Source organism: Arthrobacter sp. MPF02 (assembly GCF_046605375.1).
Classification (GTDB): domain Bacteria; phylum Actinomycetota; class Actinomycetes; order Actinomycetales; family Micrococcaceae; genus Arthrobacter.
The window spans coordinates 2,037,831-2,058,171 of sequence record NZ_CP176772.1; the positions used below are offsets into that span (position 1 = coordinate 2,037,831).

Annotated in this window: 18 protein-coding genes; 4 read left to right on the forward strand and 14 right to left on the reverse strand. The window is 66.0% G+C overall.

Translation table 11 applies throughout. From position 1 onward, the window contains the following. Positions 1-13: 13 nt before the first annotated feature. From ACLH0K_RS09580 to ACLH0K_RS09590, 3 genes are all read right to left on the reverse strand, one after another. Positions 14-388, reverse strand: coding sequence for a DUF948 domain-containing protein (locus ACLH0K_RS09580; RefSeq protein ID WP_411373404.1), 375 nt, complete (start codon positions 386-388; stop codon positions 14-16). Between the two features lie 144 nt (positions 389-532). Continuing rightward, entirely contained in the window at positions 533-1,159 is a 627-nt protein-coding gene (rpsD, locus tag ACLH0K_RS09585; RefSeq protein ID WP_043454433.1) for a 30S ribosomal protein S4, read from the reverse strand. Between the two features lie 171 nt (positions 1,160-1,330). After that, positions 1,331-2,737, reverse strand: coding sequence for a replication-associated recombination protein A (locus ACLH0K_RS09590; RefSeq protein ID WP_411373405.1), 1,407 nt, complete (start codon positions 2,735-2,737; stop codon positions 1,331-1,333). Positions 2,738-2,800: 63 nt separating this feature from the next. Between ACLH0K_RS09590 and ACLH0K_RS09595 the strand changes: the two genes are divergently transcribed. Further along, a complete protein-coding gene (locus ACLH0K_RS09595; RefSeq protein WP_411373406.1) occupies positions 2,801-3,472 on the forward strand; it encodes an acVLRF1 family peptidyl-tRNA hydrolase in 672 nt (223 codons plus the stop codon). Positions 3,473-3,682: 210 nt separating this feature from the next. Here the strand turns inward: ACLH0K_RS09595 and aspS are convergent, their stop codons facing one another. Together aspS and hisS are read right to left on the reverse strand one after the other, a co-directional pair. Beyond that, positions 3,683-5,485 carry an aspartate--tRNA ligase gene (gene aspS / locus ACLH0K_RS09600; protein ID WP_411373407.1) on the reverse strand — a complete coding sequence of 601 codons (1,803 nt, stop codon included), beginning with the start codon at positions 5,483-5,485 and terminating at the stop codon, positions 3,683-3,685. A gap of 132 nt (positions 5,486-5,617) precedes the next feature. After that, complete coding sequence (gene hisS / locus ACLH0K_RS09605; RefSeq protein WP_411373408.1) at positions 5,618-6,988, reverse strand: histidine--tRNA ligase; 1,371 nt, start codon at positions 6,986-6,988, stop codon at positions 5,618-5,620. Positions 6,989-7,208: 220 nt separating this feature from the next. On the opposite strand from hisS, the gene ACLH0K_RS09610 reads away from it, so the two are divergent. The 3 genes from ACLH0K_RS09610 to ACLH0K_RS09620 all read left to right on the forward strand — a co-directional run bounded on the left by ACLH0K_RS09610 (position 7,209) and on the right by ACLH0K_RS09620 (position 10,465). After that, positions 7,209-8,027, forward strand: a complete 819-nt coding sequence (locus ACLH0K_RS09610) for a peptidylprolyl isomerase (RefSeq protein WP_411373409.1) — start codon at positions 7,209-7,211, stop codon at positions 8,025-8,027. A 67-nt stretch (positions 8,028-8,094) separates the two neighbouring features. Further along, positions 8,095-9,624 carry a DUF349 domain-containing protein gene (locus tag ACLH0K_RS09615; protein WP_411373410.1) on the forward strand — a complete coding sequence of 510 codons (1,530 nt, stop codon included), beginning with the start codon at positions 8,095-8,097 and terminating at the stop codon, positions 9,622-9,624. A gap of 109 nt (positions 9,625-9,733) precedes the next feature. Continuing rightward, complete coding sequence (locus ACLH0K_RS09620) at positions 9,734-10,465, forward strand: hypothetical protein (RefSeq protein ID WP_411373411.1); 732 nt, start codon at positions 9,734-9,736, stop codon at positions 10,463-10,465. Here ACLH0K_RS09620 and ACLH0K_RS09625 read toward each other — a convergent pair. From ACLH0K_RS09625 to pdxT, 9 genes are all read right to left on the reverse strand, one after another. Further along, on the reverse strand, positions 10,346-12,736 hold the full coding sequence (locus ACLH0K_RS09625) for a RelA/SpoT family protein (RefSeq protein ID WP_411373412.1): 2,391 nt from the start codon (positions 12,734-12,736) through the stop codon (positions 10,346-10,348). The genes ACLH0K_RS09620 and ACLH0K_RS09625 overlap by 120 nt on opposite strands. A 163-nt stretch (positions 12,737-12,899) precedes the next feature. Then, entirely contained in the window at positions 12,900-13,910 is a 1,011-nt protein-coding gene (gene secF / locus ACLH0K_RS09630; protein WP_411373413.1) for a protein translocase subunit SecF, read from the reverse strand. Then, positions 13,910-15,667, reverse strand: a complete 1,758-nt coding sequence (secD, locus tag ACLH0K_RS09635; protein ID WP_411373414.1) for a protein translocase subunit SecD — start codon at positions 15,665-15,667, stop codon at positions 13,910-13,912. The genes secF and secD overlap by 1 nt, the downstream gene beginning before the upstream one ends. Before the next feature lie 96 nt (positions 15,668-15,763). Next, complete coding sequence (gene yajC, locus ACLH0K_RS09640) at positions 15,764-16,159, reverse strand: preprotein translocase subunit YajC (protein ID WP_411376451.1); 396 nt, start codon at positions 16,157-16,159, stop codon at positions 15,764-15,766. 283 nt (positions 16,160-16,442) lie between these two features. Then, positions 16,443-17,501 (reverse strand): Holliday junction branch migration DNA helicase RuvB, encoded by a 1,059-nt coding sequence (gene ruvB, locus ACLH0K_RS09645; protein WP_411373415.1) that lies wholly within the window; start codon positions 17,499-17,501, stop codon positions 16,443-16,445. Further along, positions 17,494-18,138 (reverse strand): Holliday junction branch migration protein RuvA, encoded by a 645-nt coding sequence (gene ruvA, locus ACLH0K_RS09650; protein WP_411373416.1) that lies wholly within the window; start codon positions 18,136-18,138, stop codon positions 17,494-17,496. Before ruvA ends, ruvB begins: the two co-directional genes overlap by 8 nt. Before the next feature lie 89 nt (positions 18,139-18,227). Next, positions 18,228-18,806, reverse strand: a complete 579-nt coding sequence (gene ruvC, locus ACLH0K_RS09655; RefSeq protein ID WP_411373417.1) for a crossover junction endodeoxyribonuclease RuvC — start codon at positions 18,804-18,806, stop codon at positions 18,228-18,230. Between the two features lie 50 nt (positions 18,807-18,856). Further along, positions 18,857-19,612 (reverse strand): YebC/PmpR family DNA-binding transcriptional regulator, encoded by a 756-nt coding sequence (locus ACLH0K_RS09660; protein WP_411373418.1) that lies wholly within the window; start codon positions 19,610-19,612, stop codon positions 18,857-18,859. Between the two features lie 3 nt (positions 19,613-19,615). Next, positions 19,616-20,326 carry a pyridoxal 5'-phosphate synthase glutaminase subunit PdxT gene (pdxT, locus tag ACLH0K_RS09665; RefSeq protein WP_411373419.1) on the reverse strand — a complete coding sequence of 237 codons (711 nt, stop codon included), beginning with the start codon at positions 20,324-20,326 and terminating at the stop codon, positions 19,616-19,618. Positions 20,327-20,341 lie beyond the last annotated feature (15 nt).

Consider the following 20,341-nt stretch of genomic DNA (forward strand, 5'->3'; position numbering starts at 1 on the left):
TTCTTTCCGAAACTCAGCGGCTGCGGCGGCCGGATGAAGGCTTCTTGCGGTTCGTCAGCGCGGTACGCACGCCGTAGCTGAACGCCGCCACCTTGATGAGCGGCGAGCCGACCGTTGCGGCCACCAGGGAGGACAGGGCGGAGAGGTTCGCGGAGGCGTCGGAGACGTTGGACGAAATGCCGTCCACCTTCTTCAGCTGCTGGTTGGTGGTGGAAACGGTGGCGGTGACCTCATCCATGAGGGGCGTGGCGCCGTCGCTGATCGACCTGATGGCCGTGCGCACCTCGTCGAACACCTTGCCCAGCTTCAGGATGGGCACGGCGAGCAGCAGCACCAGGAGCGCAAACACCCCGGCAGCGATCAGGCCGGCGATATCGCCACCAGACATAGACGTTCATCTCCTTGGAATTCTGTGGTTTGGTCCATCCTGCACGCGCCAGTGGTGGCGCGTTCCGCAGATGTCCCCCAAGTACCTTACATACAAAGAAGCCCGCGGCGCTTGCCACGGGCTTCTTTGGATACGCTGCTGGGATTAGCGTGCGTAGAATTCGACGACGAGCTGCTCTTCGCAGGTCACCGGGATTTCGGAGCGCTTGGGGCGGCGGACCAGGCGGGCCTGCAGAGCCTCGAGCTTGACGTCCAGGTAGGCCGGAACGGCGGGCAGGACGTCGCGGTGGGCGCCGGCTGCTGCAACCTGGAGGGGAACCATGGTTTCGCTGCGGCTGTGGACGTGGACCAGCTGGCCCTCGCCGACGCGGAACGACGGACGGTCGACCCGGATGCCGTCAACCATGATGTGGCGGTGCACAACAAGCTGGCGGGCCTGGGCGATGGTGCGGGCGAACCCGGCACGCAGGACCAGGGCGTCAAGGCGCATTTCGAGCAGTTCGATGAGGTTTTCACCGGTCAGGCCCTTGGTGCGGCGGGCTTCTTCGAAGGCACGGGTCATCTGTGCTTCGCGGATGCCGTACTGGGCGCGCAGGCGCTGCTTCTCACGCAGACGAACGGCGTAGTCGGAGTCCTGCTTCTTGCGGGCGCGGCCATGCTCACCGGGGCCGTACGGGCGGCGCTCCATGTACTTGGCGGCCTTGGGGGTCAGGGCGATGCCGAGGGACCGCGAGAGGCGGGCCTGACGGCGAGCACGAGTGTTGTTAGCCACTTGTGTCCTTCCAATATCTGCGGTGTGTCAGTGTTACTGGCCTCCACGATGGAGAGCATCGGCCAACCGCTGCCTTTTGCTACTGGGCGCCGGGCACCACCAACCCGAAGGAAGTTCGAGGGGATTGTGCGTCCGCGCCTTGCCAGACAAACATCCATCCTACCACGGCGGTCACTTGCCCCGGACAATCCTCCGCAGCCGCTCCAGCCGGACAGCGATGTCCCGTTCAGCGCCGTTGTTCGTGGGCCGGTAGTAGTCCCGCCCCACAAGATCGTCGGGCGGGTACTGCTGGGCTGCCACTCCATGCGGGGCGTCATGGGCGTACTTGTAACCCACTCCGTGGCCCAGCTGCTTCGAGCCGGGATAGTGCGCGTCCCGCAGGTGGGCCGGGATTCCGTTGCCCATGCCTCCCCGGACGTCGGCGATGGCCTGGTTGATGCCCAGGTAGGCGGCATTCGACTTGGGGGCGGTGGCCAGGTGGACCACGGCTTCCGCCAGGATGATCCTTCCCTCCGGCATGCCGATCAGCTGCACGGCCTGGGCCGCCGCCACAGCCGTTTGCAGTGCCGTGGGGTCCGCCATGCCCACGTCCTCGGCCGCGGAGATCACGATCCGCCGGGCCACGAACCGCGGGTCCTCCCCCGCTTCAAGCATCCGGGCCAGGTAGTGGAGCGCAGCGTCAACGTCGGAACCCCGGATCGATTTGATGAAGGCGCTGGCAACGTCGTAGTGCTGGTCCCCCGCCCGGTCGTAGCGGACAGCGGCGACGTCCAGGGCACGCTCGGTGTGCCGGAGCTCCACCTTGACCGGGCCATTTTCGGCATCGCCCGCGTCGCCGAAAGCAACGCCGGCCGCCGCTTCCAGTGCCGTCAGGGCACGCCGGGCGTCACCGCCAGACAGCCGCACCAGGTGTGCCAGCGCTTCTGCCTCGAGTTCCACCTTGCCGTCAAGGCCGCGGGAATCCCCGACCGCCCGGATTAGGAGCCCTTCGATATCGGCATCGGTCAGCGGCTTGAGGGTCAGGAGCAGGGACCGTGACAGCAGCGGGGACACCACGGAAAACGACGGGTTCTCGGTGGTGGCGGCCACGAGGACCACCCACCGGTTTTCCACGCCGGGCAGCAGGGCGTCCTGCTGTGCCTTGTTGAAGCGGTGAATTTCGTCAAGGAACAGGACGGTGGTGGTTTTGTAGAGGTCCCTTGCAGTGAGGGCATCATCCATCACGCGCCGGACATCCTTGACGCCCGCAGTGATGGCGGAGAGCTCCACGAACTTCCGGCCGGGACCGTTGGCGATAACGTGGGCCAGGGTGGTCTTTCCGGTACCGGGAGGCCCCCACAGGATCAGCGAACTCGGCCCGGCAGGCCCCGCGGCATCGGCGCCCGCCGCCAGCTGCCGCAGCGGAGAACCCTGTCCCAGGAGGTGCTGCTGGCCCACCACGTCGTCGAGGGTCCTGGGCCGCATCCGCACCGCCAGTGGACTGCGGGGGGCGGCACCGCGGGGCGGCAGACTTGCTGCGGCGACGGAGCCGTCGTCGTCCTCGTCATTGCCTGGCCCGGAGCCGAAGAGATCATCCACATAGATAGGCTACTTTGAGTCGATCGGCTTTCCTGCCGGCCCGCCCCACCGGAGGATTCAGCCATGCCAGCACCAGCCGCCTCCACAAACCGGCAGCCTTCCGTGCGGACGGCATTCGTTCCCGGAATCCGCCTGGCAGGCTGGGTTGAACGCTTCGCTGCCGCGCACGGCGGTTATGTGCTCAGGGATGACGACGACGGGTTGCGGCTGATTGCCGCGGACGGCGCGCAGGCGCTCCTGCAGGCGCCGTGGCCGGCGGACGGACGGCCCGGACGCGGGGCGGACGCCCTGGAACGGCTCGCATCGCTGGCGTCCCAGCCGCGGCGCCTTGGCTTGCTGCTGGTCCGGCGCGGTGGCTACGGCATTGGCGTTGCCAGCGAAGGCACTTTGCTCGCTTCGAAAGCAGGCACCCGCTACGTCCAGGGCAGGACCGCAGCGGGCGGGCAGTCACAGCAGAGGTTTGCGCGACGCCGGTCGAACCAGGCCGATGCCCTGGTGGAGGCGGTGGCGTCCCAGGCTGCGGCGGTCTTCGCAGCCGAACCATTCGAGTACGTGGTGCCCGGCGGGGACCGGACCCTGGCCGACCTTGTCCTTGCGGACCCGGCCCTGAAGGCGTACTTCCGGCTGCCACGCCTGGCCTACCTTGACGTGGCGGAACCGAAGGCGGCAGTACTGAAGAAAGCGGCCGCGGATGCCTGTTCCGTACGGGTCACCGTTTCCGATGCGCCCGGGTGATAACTCCGCCAGGTCGACGGTTCCCTGCCCTTGAGACGTTCGGCAACGTCATTCTTGCGGGGAACCGTCGAGATGGTTATCGGCAGGCTGCGGCACCTGTCCAGGGTCCGCGCGTCATGACCAGGGTTTCCGCGCATCAGCGGCGCCCACAGGTCCCCTTCGTTAAAGCCGGAAGGCTCCCCGCTTAAAACCGGGGAGCCTTCCGTGGTGCTATTTTGCGACTGCTTCGGCCTTTTTTGCCTCTGCGGGCTTAGTGGCCTCGGGCTTGAAGTCCACGCCGGCTTCCTTTCGCTGCTGCGGAGTAATGGGCGCGGGCGCATCCGTTAGCGGATCGTGGCCGCCGCCGGATTTGGGGAAGGCAATGACGTCGCGGATGGACTCTACGCCCGCCAGCAGGGACACCACACGGTCCCAGCCGAAGGCGATCCCGCCGTGCGGGGGTGCGCCGTACTTGAAGCCTTCGAGCAGGAAGCCGAACTTGGTCCGGGCGTCCTCCTTGTCCAGGCCCATCAGTTCGAAGACCCGCTCCTGCACGTCCCGCTGGTGGATACGGATGGAGCCGCCGCCGATTTCGTTGCCGTTGCAGACAATGTCGTACGCGTAGGACAGCGCGGCCTCGGGGTCCTTGTCGAACGTGTCCAGGAATTCCGGCTTGGGCGAGGTGAAGGCGTGGTGCACAGCGGTCCACTGGCCGGCGCCAACTGCAACGTCACCGGAGGCGACGGCGGCAGCGGCAGGCTCGAACATGGGGGCGTCCACCACCCAGCAGAAGGCCCAGTCACTGGGGTTGATCAGGCCGGTGCGGTGGCCGATCTCCACCCGCGCGGCACCGAGGAGGGCGCGGGACGGGGTTTTCTCGCCGGCGGCGAAGAAGATGCAGTCTCCCGGCTTGGCGCCGACGGCGTCGGCGAGGCCGGCACGCTCGGTGTCCGTGAGGTTCTTGGCCACCGGTCCGGCGAGCTCGCCGTCCTCCTTGTACAGGACGTACGCCAGGCCCTTGGCGCCGCGCTGCTTGGCCCATTCCTGCCAGGCGTCGAGGGCGCGGCGGGCCTGCGAGGCCCCGCCCGGCATCACGACGGCACCCACGTACGGTGCCTTGAAGACACCGAAGTTGGTGTCCTTGAAGAATTCCGTGAGCTCGGTCAGCTCCTGGCCGAAACGCAGGTCCGGCTTGTCGGAACCGAAGCGCGCCATGGCGTCGGCGTAGGTGATGCGCTGGATGGGCGTCGGGATTTCGACGTCGATGAGCTTCCACACTGCCTTCACAATGTTCTCGCCCAGGGTGATGATGTCGTCCTGGTCCACGAAGCTCGCCTCGATGTCCAGCTGGGTGAATTCCGGCTGGCGGTCCGCGCGGAAGTCCTCGTCCCGGTAGCAGCGTGCGATCTGGTAGTACTTTTCGAAGCCGCCCACCTGCAGAAGCTGCTTGAAAAGCTGCGGGGACTGCGGGAGCGCGTACCAGGAACCGGGGGCCAGGCGTGCCGGAACCAGGAAGTCGCGGGCGCCTTCCGGCGTCGAACGCGTGAGCGTGGGGGTCTCTACCTCCACGAAGCCCTCCTGGTGGAGCAGCTCGCGGGCCACCCGGTTGGCCTCGGAGCGCAGCCGCAGGTTGCGGCTGGGGCCCGGGCGGCGGAGGTCCAGGTAGCGGTGCTTCAGGCGCGCTTCCTCGCCCACTTCCACGTGCTCGTCAATCTGGAACGGCAGCGGCTCGGAGGTGTTAAGGATCACCACCTTGTCCGCCATGACCTCGATGTCGCCGGTAGCCAGGGCCGGGTTTTCGTTGCCCTCCGGACGCTTCGACACCGTTCCGGTCACCTGCAGGACGTACTCGTTGCGCAGGCCGTGGAAAACCTCTTCCTCACGGACCACAACCTGCGCAACGCCGGAAGCGTCACGAAGGTCCACGAATGCGACGCCACCGTGGTCACGGCGGCGGCCCACCCAGCCGGCCAGGGTTACGGTTTGTCCTATGTGCTCGGAGCGAAGGGATCCGAGGTCATGTGTGCGCAGCACAGCACGCCTTTCTGAAGACAGCGGGAAAACAGCTGGAAATATAAAAGGGATCGTTGCAGGAACGGCCCTGTCCGAGTTTACCCGCTGGACGGGGACCCCTGCCTCACGGCCGCTCGGGAAAGCGGGCGGCCCTCAGACGGCGGCGGGAGCCGGTGCCGTTGCCGCCACCTGGACGGAGAGGTCTTCCGACGGCGGAATCCAGGTTTCCGGGGCGGCCACTACCTGCTCCCCCGTCCGGATGTCCTTGACCTGGTGGGTGCCGTCGTCGTCAGTGAACCAGACGAAGGGGATGCCGCGCTTGTCCGCAAACTTGATCTGCTTGCCGAACTTCTCCGCCTTCGCGGCCACCTCCGTGGGAATTCCGCGGCTCCGGAGCTGGGCTGCAACGTCCTGGGCCGCGCCCCAGCTGTCATCTGAGGTGAGGGCCACCAGCACCGCGGTTGGGACCGAACGTGACGCCTTGGCCAGTTCCTGGCTGAGGATGCGGGACACGAGCCGGGTGACGCCGATGGAGAGGCCAACGCCCGGGAACTTCCGGTTTCCCTTGGACGCCAGAGCGTCGTACCGGCCGCCGGAACAGATGGAACCCAGCTGCTCGTGGCCTACCAGGACGGTCTCCACCACTGTGCCGGTGTAGTAGTCCAGGCCGCGGGCGATGCTGAGGTCGGCGACTACCTTGCCGGGTGCCCGTTGGACAGCGGCGTCGATGACCTGGCGGAGCTCATCCAGGCCTTCGTCGAGAAGGTCATTGGTCACGCCGAGCGCGCGCACCTGCGCCACGAAAGAGGTGTCCTCGGTCCGGATCGCGGCCAGTTGCAGGGCTTTCTGCGCCTGCTCGTCCGTGGCGCCCAGTTCAGACTTGAGGAGTTCGGCCACCTTGTCCGGCCCGATCTTTTCCAGTTTGTCGATGCTGCGGAGCACGCCGGCGGTATCGTCCAGGCCGATGCCGCGGTAGAAGCCTTCGGCCAGCTTGCGGTTGTTGATCCGCAGCCGGAAGTCCGGAATCGGCAGCGCGCTCAGCGCCTCGGCAATCACCAGGGCGATCTCGACGTCGTAGCGGAAAGGCAACTCGCCGTCGCCCACCACGTCGATGTCCGCCTGCGTGAATTCACGGGCACGGCCTTCCTGCGGCCGCTCGCCCCGCCACACCTTCTGGATTTGGTAGCGCCGGAACGGGAATGGCAGGTAGCCGGCGTTTTCCACCACATAGCGGGCGAAAGGAACGGTGAGGTCGAAGTGCAGGGCCAGGGCGTTCGGATCCGCTTTGCCTCCCTTGACCGGGTTGTCGCTCTCGTCCTCCTGGAGCCGGCTCAGCCCGTATACTTCCTTGTCGATCTCGCCCTTGCGCAACAGCTGCCCCACGGTTTCCACGGCGCGGGTCTCAATCGAGGCGAAGCCGTGCAGTTCGAACACGCGCCGCAGGGTGTCCAGGACATGAAGTTCCACCAGCCGCTCCTCGGGAAGCCACTCGGGGAATCCGGACAGGGAGGCGGTGCGTGCCATGGAAAGTTCTCCTCTTAATGCGCCGGAACCCTGCCGCGGGTGCCCCTATGGGCGCCGAACCGCGGCGGTCCGGCAAGTCATGCATAAACTATGTGCGGCAGTCAGTTTATGCGTCATCGGTGTGCATCTCTAATGCGTCCGGGCGGCAGGGCTGGGCCGTCACACCATTGCGCGTCAGGCTCCAGGCCCGGTGCGCGGAGCCCGACAATGAGGAGGATCCTTGGCGGCCAGTTCACGCAGTGCCCGCGAAACAAAACGGCGCATCCAGCAGATGGAGGCCAAACGCGAGCTTCGGCGGGACCAGGAGAAGCGGCGCAAGCGGGACAACCTCATAGCCGCCGGCGCCGGTACCGCCGCCGTGGTGCTCGCCGTCGTCCTTCAACTCACTGCCTTCGCCGGAAACCCGACCGAGGACGAATTCGCGGCTGCCGAAGCCGGGCTCACCAGCCCCTCCGCCTCAGCCGACCCGTCCGCAAGCCCCACCGCCCAGGCGACGAACGGCCCCAACATCCCCGCTCCGGACACCGCCGCCGGCAAGACCTTCACGGGCGAGCTGGTCCTGAACGGCAGCCCCTTGGGCGTGGAGCTGGACGGGACCAATGCGCCGCAGGCTGCCGCCGTCTTCAAGTCCCTCAGCGACCAGGGTTTCTACAGCGGCAAGACCTGCCACCGCCTCACCACCGCCGAGGCCTTCGGCGTCCTGCAGTGCGGCTCGGCGGGCGGCGACGGCCAGGGCGATCCCAACTACACCTGGGGGCCGCTCGAGAACACACCCGGGGACAACAGCTATCCGGCCGGGACCATCGCGGTGGCCCGGACAGGCAACAATGCCTACGGCAACGGAACCCAGTTCTTCATCGTCTACAAGGACACGTCCATCCCGGCGGACACCGCGGGTGGCTACACGGTGGTGGGACGGGTGACATCGGGGCTGGACGTGGTCTCAAACATCGCGGCCGCCGGGATCACGCCGGGCAGCAGCGACACAGACGGCGCACCTGTGCAACCAGTCACGATAGACTCGTTTTCTCTGAAGTAGGAAGCCCGGCCGTTCCGGCCGGAGTGCAGTACGTGAGTATTTCCCTCCAAGCGAAAGACTTTTAGCGGTGACAGACAGTCAGAAATCCGACGAAACAGCAACAGACCTGACCGAAGCGGCGGTCGCGGCCGGCGAAGAGGCAGGAACTGAGGCAGCCCGCGCACCGGAAACGGAAGCTCCCGCAACGGAAGCAACGTCCGCTGAGGCCCCGGCGTCCCCCGCACCTGCACCCGCCCCGGTTCCCGGACCCAAGCCGTCAGCACCCTCACCCGCCGCTTTCGCGTCACGCCCCAAGCCTGCGGCCGTCCCGGCCCCGGCACCGGTCCAGGCTCCCCCTTCAACGTCGGTTGCGGAAGCCTCAAAGTGGGGCCGCGTGGAAGGGGACGGCCACGTTTTCCTCACCATCGACGGCGGCGAGCACCCCGTCGGCCAGTACCCCGGCGTGAGCAACGACGAGGCGCTGGCCTACTTTGCGCGGAAATACGACGACGTCGTGGCACAGATCGTGCTGCTTGAGCAGCGGGTCAGCTCAAAGGCGCCCAGCACGGACATGCAGAAGACGGTGAACCACCTGCGGGAGCAGCTCGCCGAACGCAACATGGTGGGTGATCTTCGCGCGGCCGAAGCCCGGCTGGACAAGTTGTCCGCGCAGATTGCGGACCTCGAGAAGGCCGAAAAGGCCGAGCACGAAGCCGTCCGCGCGTCGGAGCTCGCTGCCCGTGAGGCCATCGTCGCCGAGGCCGAGCAGATTTCCGCTCAGGACCCGGCACAGACGCAGTGGAAAACTTCCAGCGCCCGGATGAACGAGCTCTTCGAAAACTGGAAAGCCGCACAGAAGAGCGGCGTCCGGCTTGGCCGCAGCAACGAGGATGCTTTGTGGAAGCGCTTCCGTGCGGCCCGCACTGTTTTCGACCGCCACCGCCGCGCTTACTTCTCCCAGCTGGACAGCAACAATTCCGCGGCGAAAGCTGCCAAGGAGAAGCTGATCGCTGAGGCCGAGGCCTTGTCTACCTCCACGGACTGGGGCTTTGCCGCCGGCGAATACCGCAGGCTCATGGACCAGTGGAAGGCGTCTCCGCGGGCCAGCCGCAAGGACGACGACGCCCTGTGGGCCCGTTTCCGCGCCGCGCAGGACGTGTTCTTCACCAACAGGCAGGCTGCCAACGACGAGATCGACCAGGAGTACGCGGCCAATCTCACCGTCAAGGAAGCACTGCTGACTGAGGCGAACACCATCCTTCCGGTCAGGGACCTCGCTGCCGCCAAGAAGGCGCTGCAGTCCATCCGGGACCGCTGGGAGGAAGCGGGCAAGGTTCCCAGGGGCGACATGGGCCGGATCGAGGCGGGCCTCCGCAAAGTTGAGGATGCCGTCCGGCAGGCCGAGGAAGAGCAGTGGCAGCGGTCCGACCCCGAGCGCAAGGCGCGCACCAACAGCGCCCTGTCCCAGCTTGAATCTGCTATTGCGGGGCTGCAGGACGATCTTGCCAGGGCGGAAAAGACCGGTGACCAGCGCAGGATCAAGGCCGCCCGGGAAGCCCTCGAAGCGCGCCAGGCCTGGCTTGACCAGATTCAGCGGTCGGCCAGCGAGCTGTCCTGATCCCGCTTCTGCGCGCGTAGGCTTTTTGCGCGACAGGTCCGGTTCCGGTTATCCACATAACCGGAACCGGACCTGTCTGCTTTAACCGGAAGCTTGGCAGGATGGGCGAATGGCAACACCACCGGCTCCTCCCGCGGGGCACGATTCCCTTCCCGGCACCCAGGCTGCGCCGCCACGGTTCCCCGAACTGTATGCTCCCGGCATGCCGTTTGCCGGACCGGAACTGCAGTCCCTCGCATCGGACGGACTCCTGGTCCGCCTCAACCAGCACGGCTATACCCTGCCCGGAGTGCTGGCTTCTCCCCAGTTGCGCGCCAGGGCTGCCGCCGGTGCCGTCCCGGCAGCAGTCAGGCAGCGGGTGGTCGCGGGCCGCATGACGGCTGCCTGGATCTACGGGTGTGCCGCCGAGCCGGACAGAGTCGCCCTCCTGGTGGACGCCAGGCGGCGCGTATCCAGTCTCCGCAATACCCGCGGCTGCAGCTTGCACGAGGTAAAGCTCGGCCCGTTCGACGTTGTCAGCCTGGGCGGCTTGATGGTGTCGAGTCCGCTGCGCACGGCGCTGGATATCGCCCTGCATGTGGACACCGAAAATGCCGTCCCCACCCTCGCAGGCCTTCTGGCACGCCCGCAGAACGACGTGCGGCTGCGTCTGCTGGTCCTGGCGATTGAGGCAAGCCCCCGGGTGCCCCACAAAAAGGCGGCGCTGGAAAAGCTCGCCCGGCTAGCTCCGGCGCTTGTTGCCGGTGGTCCGGTAGACGTCGAACACCCCGTCGATCCGGCGGACGGCACTGAGGACGTGGCTCAGGTACTTGGGGTCGCCCATCTCAAAGGCAAACCTTGAGATGGCCACGCGGTCCGTGGACGTATGCACGCTCGCGGCCAGGATGTTCACGTGGTTGTCCGACAGTACCCGGGTCACATCGGACAGCAGCGACTTGCGGTCCAGGGCCTCCACCTGGATCTCCACAAGGAACACACTCGACTGGGTGGGCGCCCAATCCACGTCCACAATCCGGTCCGGCTGGTCCTTCAGGTCGGAGATATTGGTGCAATCGGTCCGGTGTACTGAGACGCCGGAGCCGCGGGTAACAAAACCCAAAATGGGGTCCGGGGGCACCGGCGTGCAACAGCGGGCAAGCTTCACCCAGACGTCGCCGACGCCGCGCACCACCACGCCGGAGTCGGAGAAGCGTGCCTTGGTGACTTGGGTGGGGATGCTGACTTCGGTGATGTCGTCGTCGGCGCTCTCGTTCCCGCCGAGGCTCTCGACGAGCTTCTCCATGACCGCCTGGGCGGACGTATGCCCGTCGCCCACACCGGCGTAGAGCCCGGAGATGTCCACGTACTTAAACTCTTCCGCCACCGCGGCCAGGGCCTCATGGGTCATGAGCCGCTGCAACGGAAGATTCTGTTTCCGCATGGCGCGGGTCAGCAGTTCCTTGCCGCGGTCGATCGCCTCCTCGCGGCGTTCCTTGCTGAACCATTGCCGGATCTTGTTCCGCGCCCTGGCGCTCTTGACGAAGTGCTGCCAGTCCTGGCTTGGCCCTGCGCCTTCGGCCTTGGAGGTGAAAATCTCCACCCAGTCGCCGTGGTTCAATTCACTGTTGAGCGGGACGAGTTTCCCGTTGACCCGTGCCCCGATGGTCCGGTGCCCCACTTCAGTGTGGACGGCGTAGGCGAAGTCCACCGGAGTGGAGCCCGCCGGCAAGGCCATGACCTCACCCTTGGGCGTGAAGACGAACACCTCGCGGGCGTTGATCTCGAAGCGCAGCGAATCGAGGAACTCGCCGGGATCCGAAGTTTCCTGCTGCCAGTCCACCAGGGAACGCAGCCATCCCATGTCCCCGTCACGGGGGCTTCCCGGCCCGACGGCGGTCCGGTTGGGCTGGTCCTTGTACTTCCAGTGCGCAGCCACACCGTATTCCGCGCGGCGGTGCATCTCGTGGGTCCGGATCTGGATCTCTACCGGTTTGCCGCCGGGGCCGATCACCGTGGTGTGCAGCGACTGGTACATGTTGAACTTCGGCATCGCAATGTAGTCCTTGAACCTGCCCGGAAGCGGGTTCCAGCGCGAGTGCATGGTGCCGAGGGCCGCGTAGCAGTCCCGGACCGAGTCCACCAGGACACGGACACCCATCAGGTCATTGATGTCGTCGAAATCCTTATCGCGGACGATCATCTTCTGGTAGATCGAGTAGTAATGCTTGGGCCGGCCGGTGATGGTCGCCTTGATCCGGGCGGTCCGCAGGTCCTCGGTAATCTGGTCGCGGATGACGCTGAGGCTCTTCTCGCGCTCGGGCGTCCTGTCCCCCACCATGCGGACAATCTCTTCGTACACCTTCGGGTAAAGCGCCGCAAAGGACAGGTCCTCAAGTTCCCACTTGATGGTGTTCATGCCCAGGCGGTGTGCCAGCGGGGCGAAGATTTCCAGTGTCTCCCGCGCCTTGCGGGCTGAGGACTCGGCGGACACAAAGCGCCATGTACGGGCGTTGTGGAGCCTGTCGGCCAGCTTGATCATCAGCACCCGGATGTCCTTGGCCATTGCCACGACCATCTTGCGGACCGTCTCGGACTGGGCGGCCTCGCCAAAGCTGACCTTGTCCAGCTTGGTGACGCCGTCCACGAGCATTGCCACTTCAGGACCGAAGTCCCGCTTGAGGTCCTCCAGCGTGTAGGGCGTGTCCTCAACGGTGTCGTGCAGCAGCGCAGCCGCGAGGGTGGTGCCGCTCAGGCCCAGCTCGGCGAGGATGGTTGCCACCGCAACCGGGTGGGTGATGTAGGGGTCGCCGCTTTTGCGCTTCTGCCCCCGGTGGCTCCGTTCGGCGACGTCGAACGCGCGCTGGATGAGGTCGAAGTCCTCTTTGGGGTTGTTGGCCCGGACCGTCCGGAGCAGCGGCTCCAGGATGGGCGAATAGGTGGCCGTGTTCCGTCCGGTCAGCCGGGCCAGCCGGGACCGGGTGCGTTCACGGCGGCCGGGAAACGTGGGGCGGGACCCCGAGTTGTCAACGGGCACCAATGAACCAGGGCGCGCTGATGCCGCGACCCCGGTTTGAACACCGGCAGGATTCTTGTCTCCCTGTGCCGTTGGCGCTGACGCCGAACGTTCTTCCAATGAAGCACCCCTCACCACCGTTTTAATTACCTCAGTCTATTCCCCACGCCGGTGAGTTTTATAACCGGCCCCTAAACGCGCGGCGGGCCGGACACCAGTGGAAATGACGGTGTCCGGCCCCTTGCGGTCGGCCTGGCTTTGGCGGCCCTTGAATCGCGGCGGATCAGGCCCCGGCGGGAGCCGCTGCAGCGGTGCGCTCGGTGCTCCGGCGGTGGGCCACGCGTTTGGCCTGCTTCACGAGGTCGGGCTCATTCTGGCGCAGCCAGGCGTACATCGGGGCGGCGATGAAAATGGTGGCCGCCGTGCCGATGAGGATGCCGACGAACAGTGCCAGCGACAGGTCGCGGAGCGTCCCGGCGCCCAGCAGCCCGGCGCCGATGAACAGGATGGCACCCACCGGGAGGATGGCAACCATCATGGTGTTGATCGAACGGACAAGGGTCTGGTTTACGGCGAGGTTGACTTCCTCCGCAAAGGTGCGGCGGGTGGACGAGTCGATCTCCGCCGTGTTCTCGCGGATCTTGTCGAAGACCACCACCGTGTCGTACAGCGAGTAGCTCAGCACTGTCAGGAAACCGATGATCGCCGAAGGCGTAACCTCAAAGTCGCTCAGGGCGTAGACCCCGGCGGTGACGAACATTGTTACCACCATGCCGGCGATGGCCGAGAGGGACATCTTCCAGGTGCGGAAGTACAGCGCCATCAGGACAGCCGCGAGCAGGACGAAGATGACCAGGCCGATCAGGGCCTGCTTGGTGACATCAGCACCCCAGGTGGGGCCCACGAAAGTGGAGGTCACCTCGTTGTCGGTGACACCGTACGCCGTGGTCAGTCCCTCCTTGATGCGGAGCGTTTCATCATCCGTGAGCCTGTCCGTCTGGATCCGCATGGTGTTTCCGGCGACGTTTGCAACACGGGGAACACTTCCCTCGACGACGTCCGTGACGGCTTTCTCGCCGAGGGCCGCATCGGTGGTTTGTACGTTCGAGACCGTAAATTCCGACCCGCCACGGAATTCAATGCCGAGGTTGAAGCCGCCCTTGACAGCCGGGATGAGGATGGACAGGGCCACCGCTACGGCGGCGATGATGAACCAGATCTTCTTGGCCCCTACGAAGTCGTAGGAGCGCTTCCCGGTGTAGAGCTCATTGCCGAAGTTGGCGAAGCCTGACATTACTTGTTCTCCTTCGCTGCCGTCTTGGAAGAACCGGCAAGCTGCTCCTGCTTCTCCGCCAGGCGGCGTTCAGCGATGGTCATGCGGCGCTCAGCCTCAGCGGCTGCCCCTGCGTTCTTCGCCCGGACCACTGCCGGCTTGTCTTCAGGGGCCCGCAGGCGTCCGGCACCGCGGTACAGCGGCACGGCCCCGAGGCGCTTGGGGTCAAGGCCGGACAGCGGGTGGCCCTCGCCGAAGAACCTGGTGCGGGCCAGCAACTGCAGCGTCGGGTGCGTGAACATGAACACCACGATGAGGTCGGCGATGGCAGTGAGGCCCAGGGTGAAGGCGAAGCCGCGGACGTTGCCGACGGCCACGAAGTAGAGAACCAGCGCGGCCAGGAGGTTGACGGCCTTGGAGGCCAGTACGGTGCGCTTTGCACGCTTCCAGCCGTTCTCGACGGCGGACACCAGGCCGCGGCCTTCCCGGAGTTCATCGCGGATGCGTTCGAAGTAGACGATGAATGAGTCCGCCGTCTGGCCGATGGCGACGATGATGCCCGCCACGCCGGCCAGGGAGAGCCGGTAGTTTTCAGTCCAGCCGAGGATGGCGATGGCCAGGTAGGTGAGGATGCCGGCCACCACCAGCGAGGCGATGGTGACGAAGCCAAGCGCCCGGTACTGGAAGAGCGAATAGACCACAACCAGCAGCAGGCCGATCAGGCCCGCCAGCAGGCCCATACGCAGCTGTTCGCCGCCAAGGGTCGCGGAAATCTGCTGCTCGCTCTGGATCTCGAAGCTGATGGGCAGGGCACCGAAACGGAGCTGGTCTGACAGCGTCTTGGCGGTTTGCTCGGTAAAACCGCCGGTGATTTGGGGACGACCGTCGGTGATCACGGCAAGGGCACGGGGTGCGGAGATGACCTGGTCGTCCAGGACGATGGCGAACTGTGCCTTGGGGTCGGTTCCTGATTCGCCGCCGGCAGCCACATAGAACTGGTTCAAGCGCTCGGTGACCTCTTTGAACTTCGCGGTGCCTTCGTCGTCGAACTGGATGTTGACCGCCCAGTCGTTGGTGACTGCGCCCTGGGCGCCCTGCTGCAGCTGGAAGGAGGAGGTGACAATGTTGCTGCCCTTGACCTCCACCGGACCAAGAATGTACTTGATTGCCGGATTGGTATCCGTAGCCGGTTCACACGTGACCAGCGGCTTGGCGGGGTCAGAGCGCTCCTGCTCGTCCTGCGACGGGTTGTCACAGTCCAGGGCCTCGAACTGGCGGTAGATCTCGGGAGTGATCCAGTTGGTGTCGCTGCTGTTCGCCGGCTCGGCAGTCGGCTTGGGCAACTGGTCTTCCGGCACGCGGGATTCCTCGGGCACGGCAGCGCCGGCGCCGTTGAGAAGCACGGGCCGGAAGTTCATGTCGGCCGACGCCTGGATCAGGTCGCGGGTCTGGCTCGAGGGGGTGCCGGGGAGGCTCACCACCACGTTCCGCCCCGACTGGGTGCTGATTTCTGCTTCCGCTACGCCGGATCCGTCCACGCGCTGGCGGATGATCGCCACGGCCTGGTTGAGCTGCTCTTCGTTGATGTCCGCGTTGCCCTCGACCTTTGGCGCCAGGATCATCTGGGTGCCGCCTTCAAGGTCCAGGGCCAGCTTGGGCGCCCAGCTTGCCTGTCCGCTAAGGTTGCCGCCGGCCAGGACGGCGGTCAGCGCGGCGATGATGACGCCGAGCCAGACCAGGACCCGGAGGCCTGGTTTCTTGGGGCCAGTTCGTGCCATTGTCGATCTTTCTCTTGATCACGGAAGAACCGCCGGTGCCTGCTGCTGCCAGCACCGGCGGTGATCCGCAGCGGTAGAGGGGAAAGGCGAGCTGGACTAGCTGTCCTTCTTGCCCTCGTCGTTGAGGCGCTTGGAGGTCTCGTCCGGGGTTTCGAGGGGCGCAGCGGCACTGCTGCCCTCGCGCTCGGTCAGGGACGAGGCGTCGTCGGGGACGGCCGGGGATTCAGCCTCGGGCACGGCGGCGGGCTCCACGATCTTGGTCACTGCCTGGCGGTGGACCGTGGCCAGGTTGCCGGGGGAAAGTTCCAGGGTGACCTTGTTCTCGGCGTCGTCAATGTCTACGATGCGGCCGAACAAGCCAAAGCTGGTCATCACCTCAACGCCGGGAGCGAACTGCGACTGCAATTGGGCCTGCTGCTGCTGGGCCTTCTTGTTGCGGCGGAACATCATGAAGATGAACACGCCGAGCATGGCGAACAGCAGGATCGACATGATGTCGATTCCGCCGCCGGGCTGGGTAGTGGTGGTCTGGGCAGTGATATGTCCGAACACGGGGAAGTTCCATTCTGTACTTGCGTAGCCGATTGACAGCGCCGTCCGCTTTGAACGTGTGGCCTGGCCGAACTGCTGCCATCCATCCACGGGCTGCCGGTGATGCCGCCTGCGGGAACAAAGACCCGAACGTGCCGAGCGTCATACCAGTCTAAAGGGAAAAGCTGGACGCAGCCTGCTTATGGGCATACACCGTACGACCGCGGGTCCAATATCGGGCCGTTCAGTCCACGCTGCCGGTCTCGGGATCGAAGAGGTCCAGCTGCTCCTGCGCGAAGACATTCGACGGGATGGCGTAGCCCAGGTGCGTCCACGCCGGCGCCATGGCGATCCTGCCCCGCGGGGTCCGGCCCAGCAGGCCTTCGCGCACAAGGAAGGGTTCGGCTACGGTTTCGACCGTTTCGGTCTCTTCCCCGACGGCAATTGCCAGGGTGGAAAGCCCCACCGGTCCACCGCCGAACTTGGTGATGAGGGCTTCCAGGACGGAGCGGTCCAGGCGGTCCAACCCCTTTTTGTCCACCTCGTACATGTCCAGGGCAGCAGAGGCCGCGCGGGCGTCGATCTGTTCGATGCCGTGGACCAGTGCCCAGTCGCGGACGCGACGCAGCAGCCGGTTGGCGATACGGGGCGTACCGCGGGAGCGGCCGGCGATCTCGGAGAATCCGGCCGAGTTGACTTTGAGGTCCAGCAGCCCGGCGGAGCGGCGCAGGACCAGTTCCAATTCCGGCACGGAATAGAACTCCAGGTGTCCGGTGAAACCGAAACGGTCGCGCAATGGTCCCGGAAGCAATCCCGCCCGGGTGGTGGCGCCCACCAGGGTGAAGGGCGGCAGCTCCAGGGGAATGGCGGTGGCCCCGGCCCCCTTGCCCACCACGATGTCTACCCGGAAGTCCTCCATCGCCATGTACAGCATCTCTTCGGCCGGGCGGGACATCCGGTGGATTTCATCGAGGAACAGGACCTCACCCTCGGACAGCGAGGACAGGATGGCAGCGAGGTCGCCCGCGTGCTGGATGGCGGGGCCGCTGCTGAGGCGCAGCGGGGCGTTCATTTCCGCCGCCACGATCATGGCCAGGGTGGTTTTGCCCAGGCCGGGCGGACCGGAGAAAAGCACGTGGTCCGCGGTGCGGCCGCGCATCCGGGACGCCTTGAGCACCAGGGAAAGTTGCTTCCGGACCCGGTGCTGGCCCACAAAGTCGTCGAGGTTCTTTGGGCGGAGGGCGGCCTCGATGGCCCGTTCCTCCGGCTCCTCCCCCGCGGCCACCAGTGACGGTTCAGCCACGGCTGCCTACGCGGTTGCCGGCGCGTGCGCCGTCCTGGCCCAGCCAGCGCAGCGTGGTCCGGAGGATTTCGGGCACGTTGCCGCGGAACGAGACCTCCGGCTCATCGGCAAGGGCCTTGTCGATGCTGCTGGAAGCGTCCTTCTCGGACCAGCCCAGGCTGGTCATTGCGGCAACCACCTGCGGTTTCCAGGCGGCTTCGGCCGCTGTGGACGCGGCCGCCGAACCGGCGGTGCCATGCGGCACGAGCTTCCCGGCGAGCTCCAGCACGATCCGCCCCGCCACCTTGGGACCGATGCCGGGCACCTTGGTGAAGGTTTTGCTGTCGCCTGTGTGCGCCGCAACCCTGATGGCCTCAGGATCGTGGACAGCCAGGACGGCAAGGGCCAGTCGCGGGCCCACCCCGCTGACGCTGAGGAGCACGTCGAATACTTCGCGCTCGTCGTCGGTGGCGAAGCCGAAAAGGGTGAGGGAATCCTCGCGGACGATCAGGGAGGTGAAGAGCTTGCCTTCCTCGCCGGTCCGCAGCCCGCTGAGCGTCTGCGGGGTGGCGTAGACGCTCATGCCGGCGCCGTTCAGGTCGATCACGGCCGTGGAAAGGCCTACGTGCGCTACGGTTCCGCGGAGGAAACTGATCAAGGCCAAGCTCCTGGTGTCTGCCGTGTCCCGGGCGGGAGGACCGGCTATCCGAACATATCTACGAATACCCTAGCAAGCAGGACGGCCATTCAGCGGGCACGGCGCGCCTTGGCTTCCGCCTCCGCCCAGGCGCGCTGCGCGGGCGTGAGCGAAGAACTTCCGGGTCCGGTGGTGGCGACTGCTGCCCCGCTGCCCGCACGCCAGGCGTGCGTGATGGCCAGCGCCAGTGCGTCGGCGGCGTCGGCGGGCCGGGGCGGGGCTTCAAGGCGCAGGATTTTGGTGACGAGCTTTGTCACCGCGTCCTTGTTGGATGACCCGCTGCCCGTCACCGCCGCTTTAACCTCCGACGGCGTGTGCAGGGCCACCGGAATCCCCCGCCGGGCGGCGGCAGCGATGACCACGCCGGACGCCTGGGCCACACCCATCACCGTGCTGACGTTGAGCTGGGAAAAGACACGTTCGACGGCGAGTACCTGCGGCTCGTAGCGGTCCAGCCATTCATCGATGGCGGAAGCGATTACCAGCAGGCGGCGGTCAAGGCTCTCCTCGGGCGTTGTTCCCACCACGCCGACGGCCACCATAGTGGCCCGCCGGTTGCGCTCCACATCCACTACGCCGATGCCGCAGCGGGTCAGGCCGGGGTCCACCCCCAGGACACGCAGCGTCACCTGCTTCCGCTCCCTGGCAGGAACCCGGTTTCAGCAGGCAAAGCCGGACGTCACTCGGATTCCAGGGCGGCCTGGACTTCGTCGCTGAAATCTGCGTTGCTGTAGACGTTCTGGACGTCGTCGAGGTCTTCCAGCGCGTCGGCAAGCTTCATGAACTTGCGTGCGCCTTCCACGTCCAGCTCCACCTGCATGGACGGCACAAATTCCACTTCATCCGTGTCGTATTCAATTCCGGCATCGTTCAGGGCTGCACGGATGGCGGGCAGGTCACCAGGCTCGGAGTGGATTTCGAACGTTTCGCCGTTGTCCTTGACCTCTTCAGCACCGGCGTCCAGGACTGCCATTAGGACGTCGTCCTCGCTGAGTCCGTTCTTGGGCAGGTTCACCACGCCCTTGCGGGTGAACAGGTAGCTGACCGAGCCGGGATCGGCAATGGTGCCGCCGTTGCGGGAGATGGCGAGGCGGACTTCGGACGCCGCCCGGTTCTTGTTGTCGGTAAGGCACTCAATCAGCAGCGCCGAGCCCTGCGGGCCGCGGGCTTCGTACATGATCTCGGTGTAGTCCACCACCTCGCCGGTCAGGCCGGCGCCGCGCTTGATGGCGCGGTCAATGTTGTCATTGGGGACGGATGTCTTCTTCGCCTTGGTAACAGCGAGTTCCAGGCCGGGGTTGCCGGCGAGGTCGGGTCCGCCCATCCTCGCGGCCACTTCGATGTTCTTGATCAGCTTGGCGAACGACTTGGCACGCCGTGCGTCGATAACGGCCTTCTTGTGCTTGGTCGTCGCCCATTTGGAGTGGCCTGACATGCTTTACGCTTCTCCTCTGATCATGCGGATAAAAAGTTCGTGTACGCGCTTCTCTCCTGTCACTTCCGGATGGAAGGAGGTGGCCAGCAGCCGGCCGGAACGCACTGCCACAATTCTAGCCGTCCCGGGCAGGGGGGCCGCGTGGGACGCGTGTTCGGGCTCCGCGGGCTCCACCTGCGCCAGGACCTCCACATCGGAGCCAACCCGCTCAACCCAGGGCCCGCGGATGAACACGGCATGCACCGGAGGCACGCCTTCTTCGCCGGCGCTGAAGTCAAGCCCTTTGAATTCGAGATCTGTTTCGAAGGAGTCCCGCTGACGGCCGAATGCGTTGCGGCGGACGGTCATGTCCAGCCCGCCGAACGTCTGCTGCGGCGCGCCCGAAAGATCAGTGGCGGGGTCCGCTATGTCCGAGGCCAGCAGGATCATTCCCGCGCAGGACCCGTAGACCGGCAGTCCTTCAGCGATCCGCTCACGCAGCGGTTCCGCAAGCTCGAAGGCCCGGGCCAGTTTGTCGATGGCGGTTGATTCACCGCCGGGAATGATCAGCCCGTCCAAGCCGTCAAGCTCCTTGGGCCGGCGGATTCCCACAGCCTCGGCCCCCGTGGCCTCTGCGGCCCGAAGGTGCTCCCGGAAGTCGCCCTGGAGCGCCAAAACGCCGATCCGCAGGCCTGAGCCCACGCGCGCGGAAGCAGCTGAAGTGGAGTTTGTCATCCATCAAGCATACGG

Excerpts from the sequence above, each read along its gene's own strand:
- ACLH0K_RS09580 (WP_411373404.1), bottom strand. The coding sequence starts at position 388 with ATGTCTGGTGGCGATATCGCCGGCCTGATCGCTGCCGGGGTGTTTGCG.
- ACLH0K_RS09595 (WP_411373406.1), top strand. The coding sequence starts at position 2,801 with ATGCCAGCACCAGCCGCCTCCACAAACCGGCAGCCTTCCGTGCGGACG.
- hisS (WP_411373408.1), bottom strand. The coding sequence starts at position 6,988 with ATGGCACGCACCGCCTCCCTGTCCGGATTCCCCGAGTGGCTTCCCGAG.
- ACLH0K_RS09620 (WP_411373411.1), top strand. The coding sequence starts at position 9,734 with ATGGCAACACCACCGGCTCCTCCCGCGGGGCACGATTCCCTTCCCGGC.
- secF (WP_411373413.1), bottom strand. The coding sequence starts at position 13,910 with ATGTCAGGCTTCGCCAACTTCGGCAATGAGCTCTACACCGGGAAGCGC.
- secD (WP_411373414.1), bottom strand. The coding sequence starts at position 15,667 with ATGGCACGAACTGGCCCCAAGAAACCAGGCCTCCGGGTCCTGGTCTGG.
- yajC (WP_411376451.1), bottom strand. The coding sequence starts at position 16,159 with ATGTCGATCCTGCTGTTCGCCATGCTCGGCGTGTTCATCTTCATGATG.
- ACLH0K_RS09660 (WP_411373418.1), bottom strand. The coding sequence starts at position 19,612 with ATGTCAGGCCACTCCAAATGGGCGACGACCAAGCACAAGAAGGCCGTT.
- pdxT (WP_411373419.1), bottom strand. The coding sequence starts at position 20,326 with ATGACAAACTCCACTTCAGCTGCTTCCGCGCGCGTGGGCTCAGGCCTG.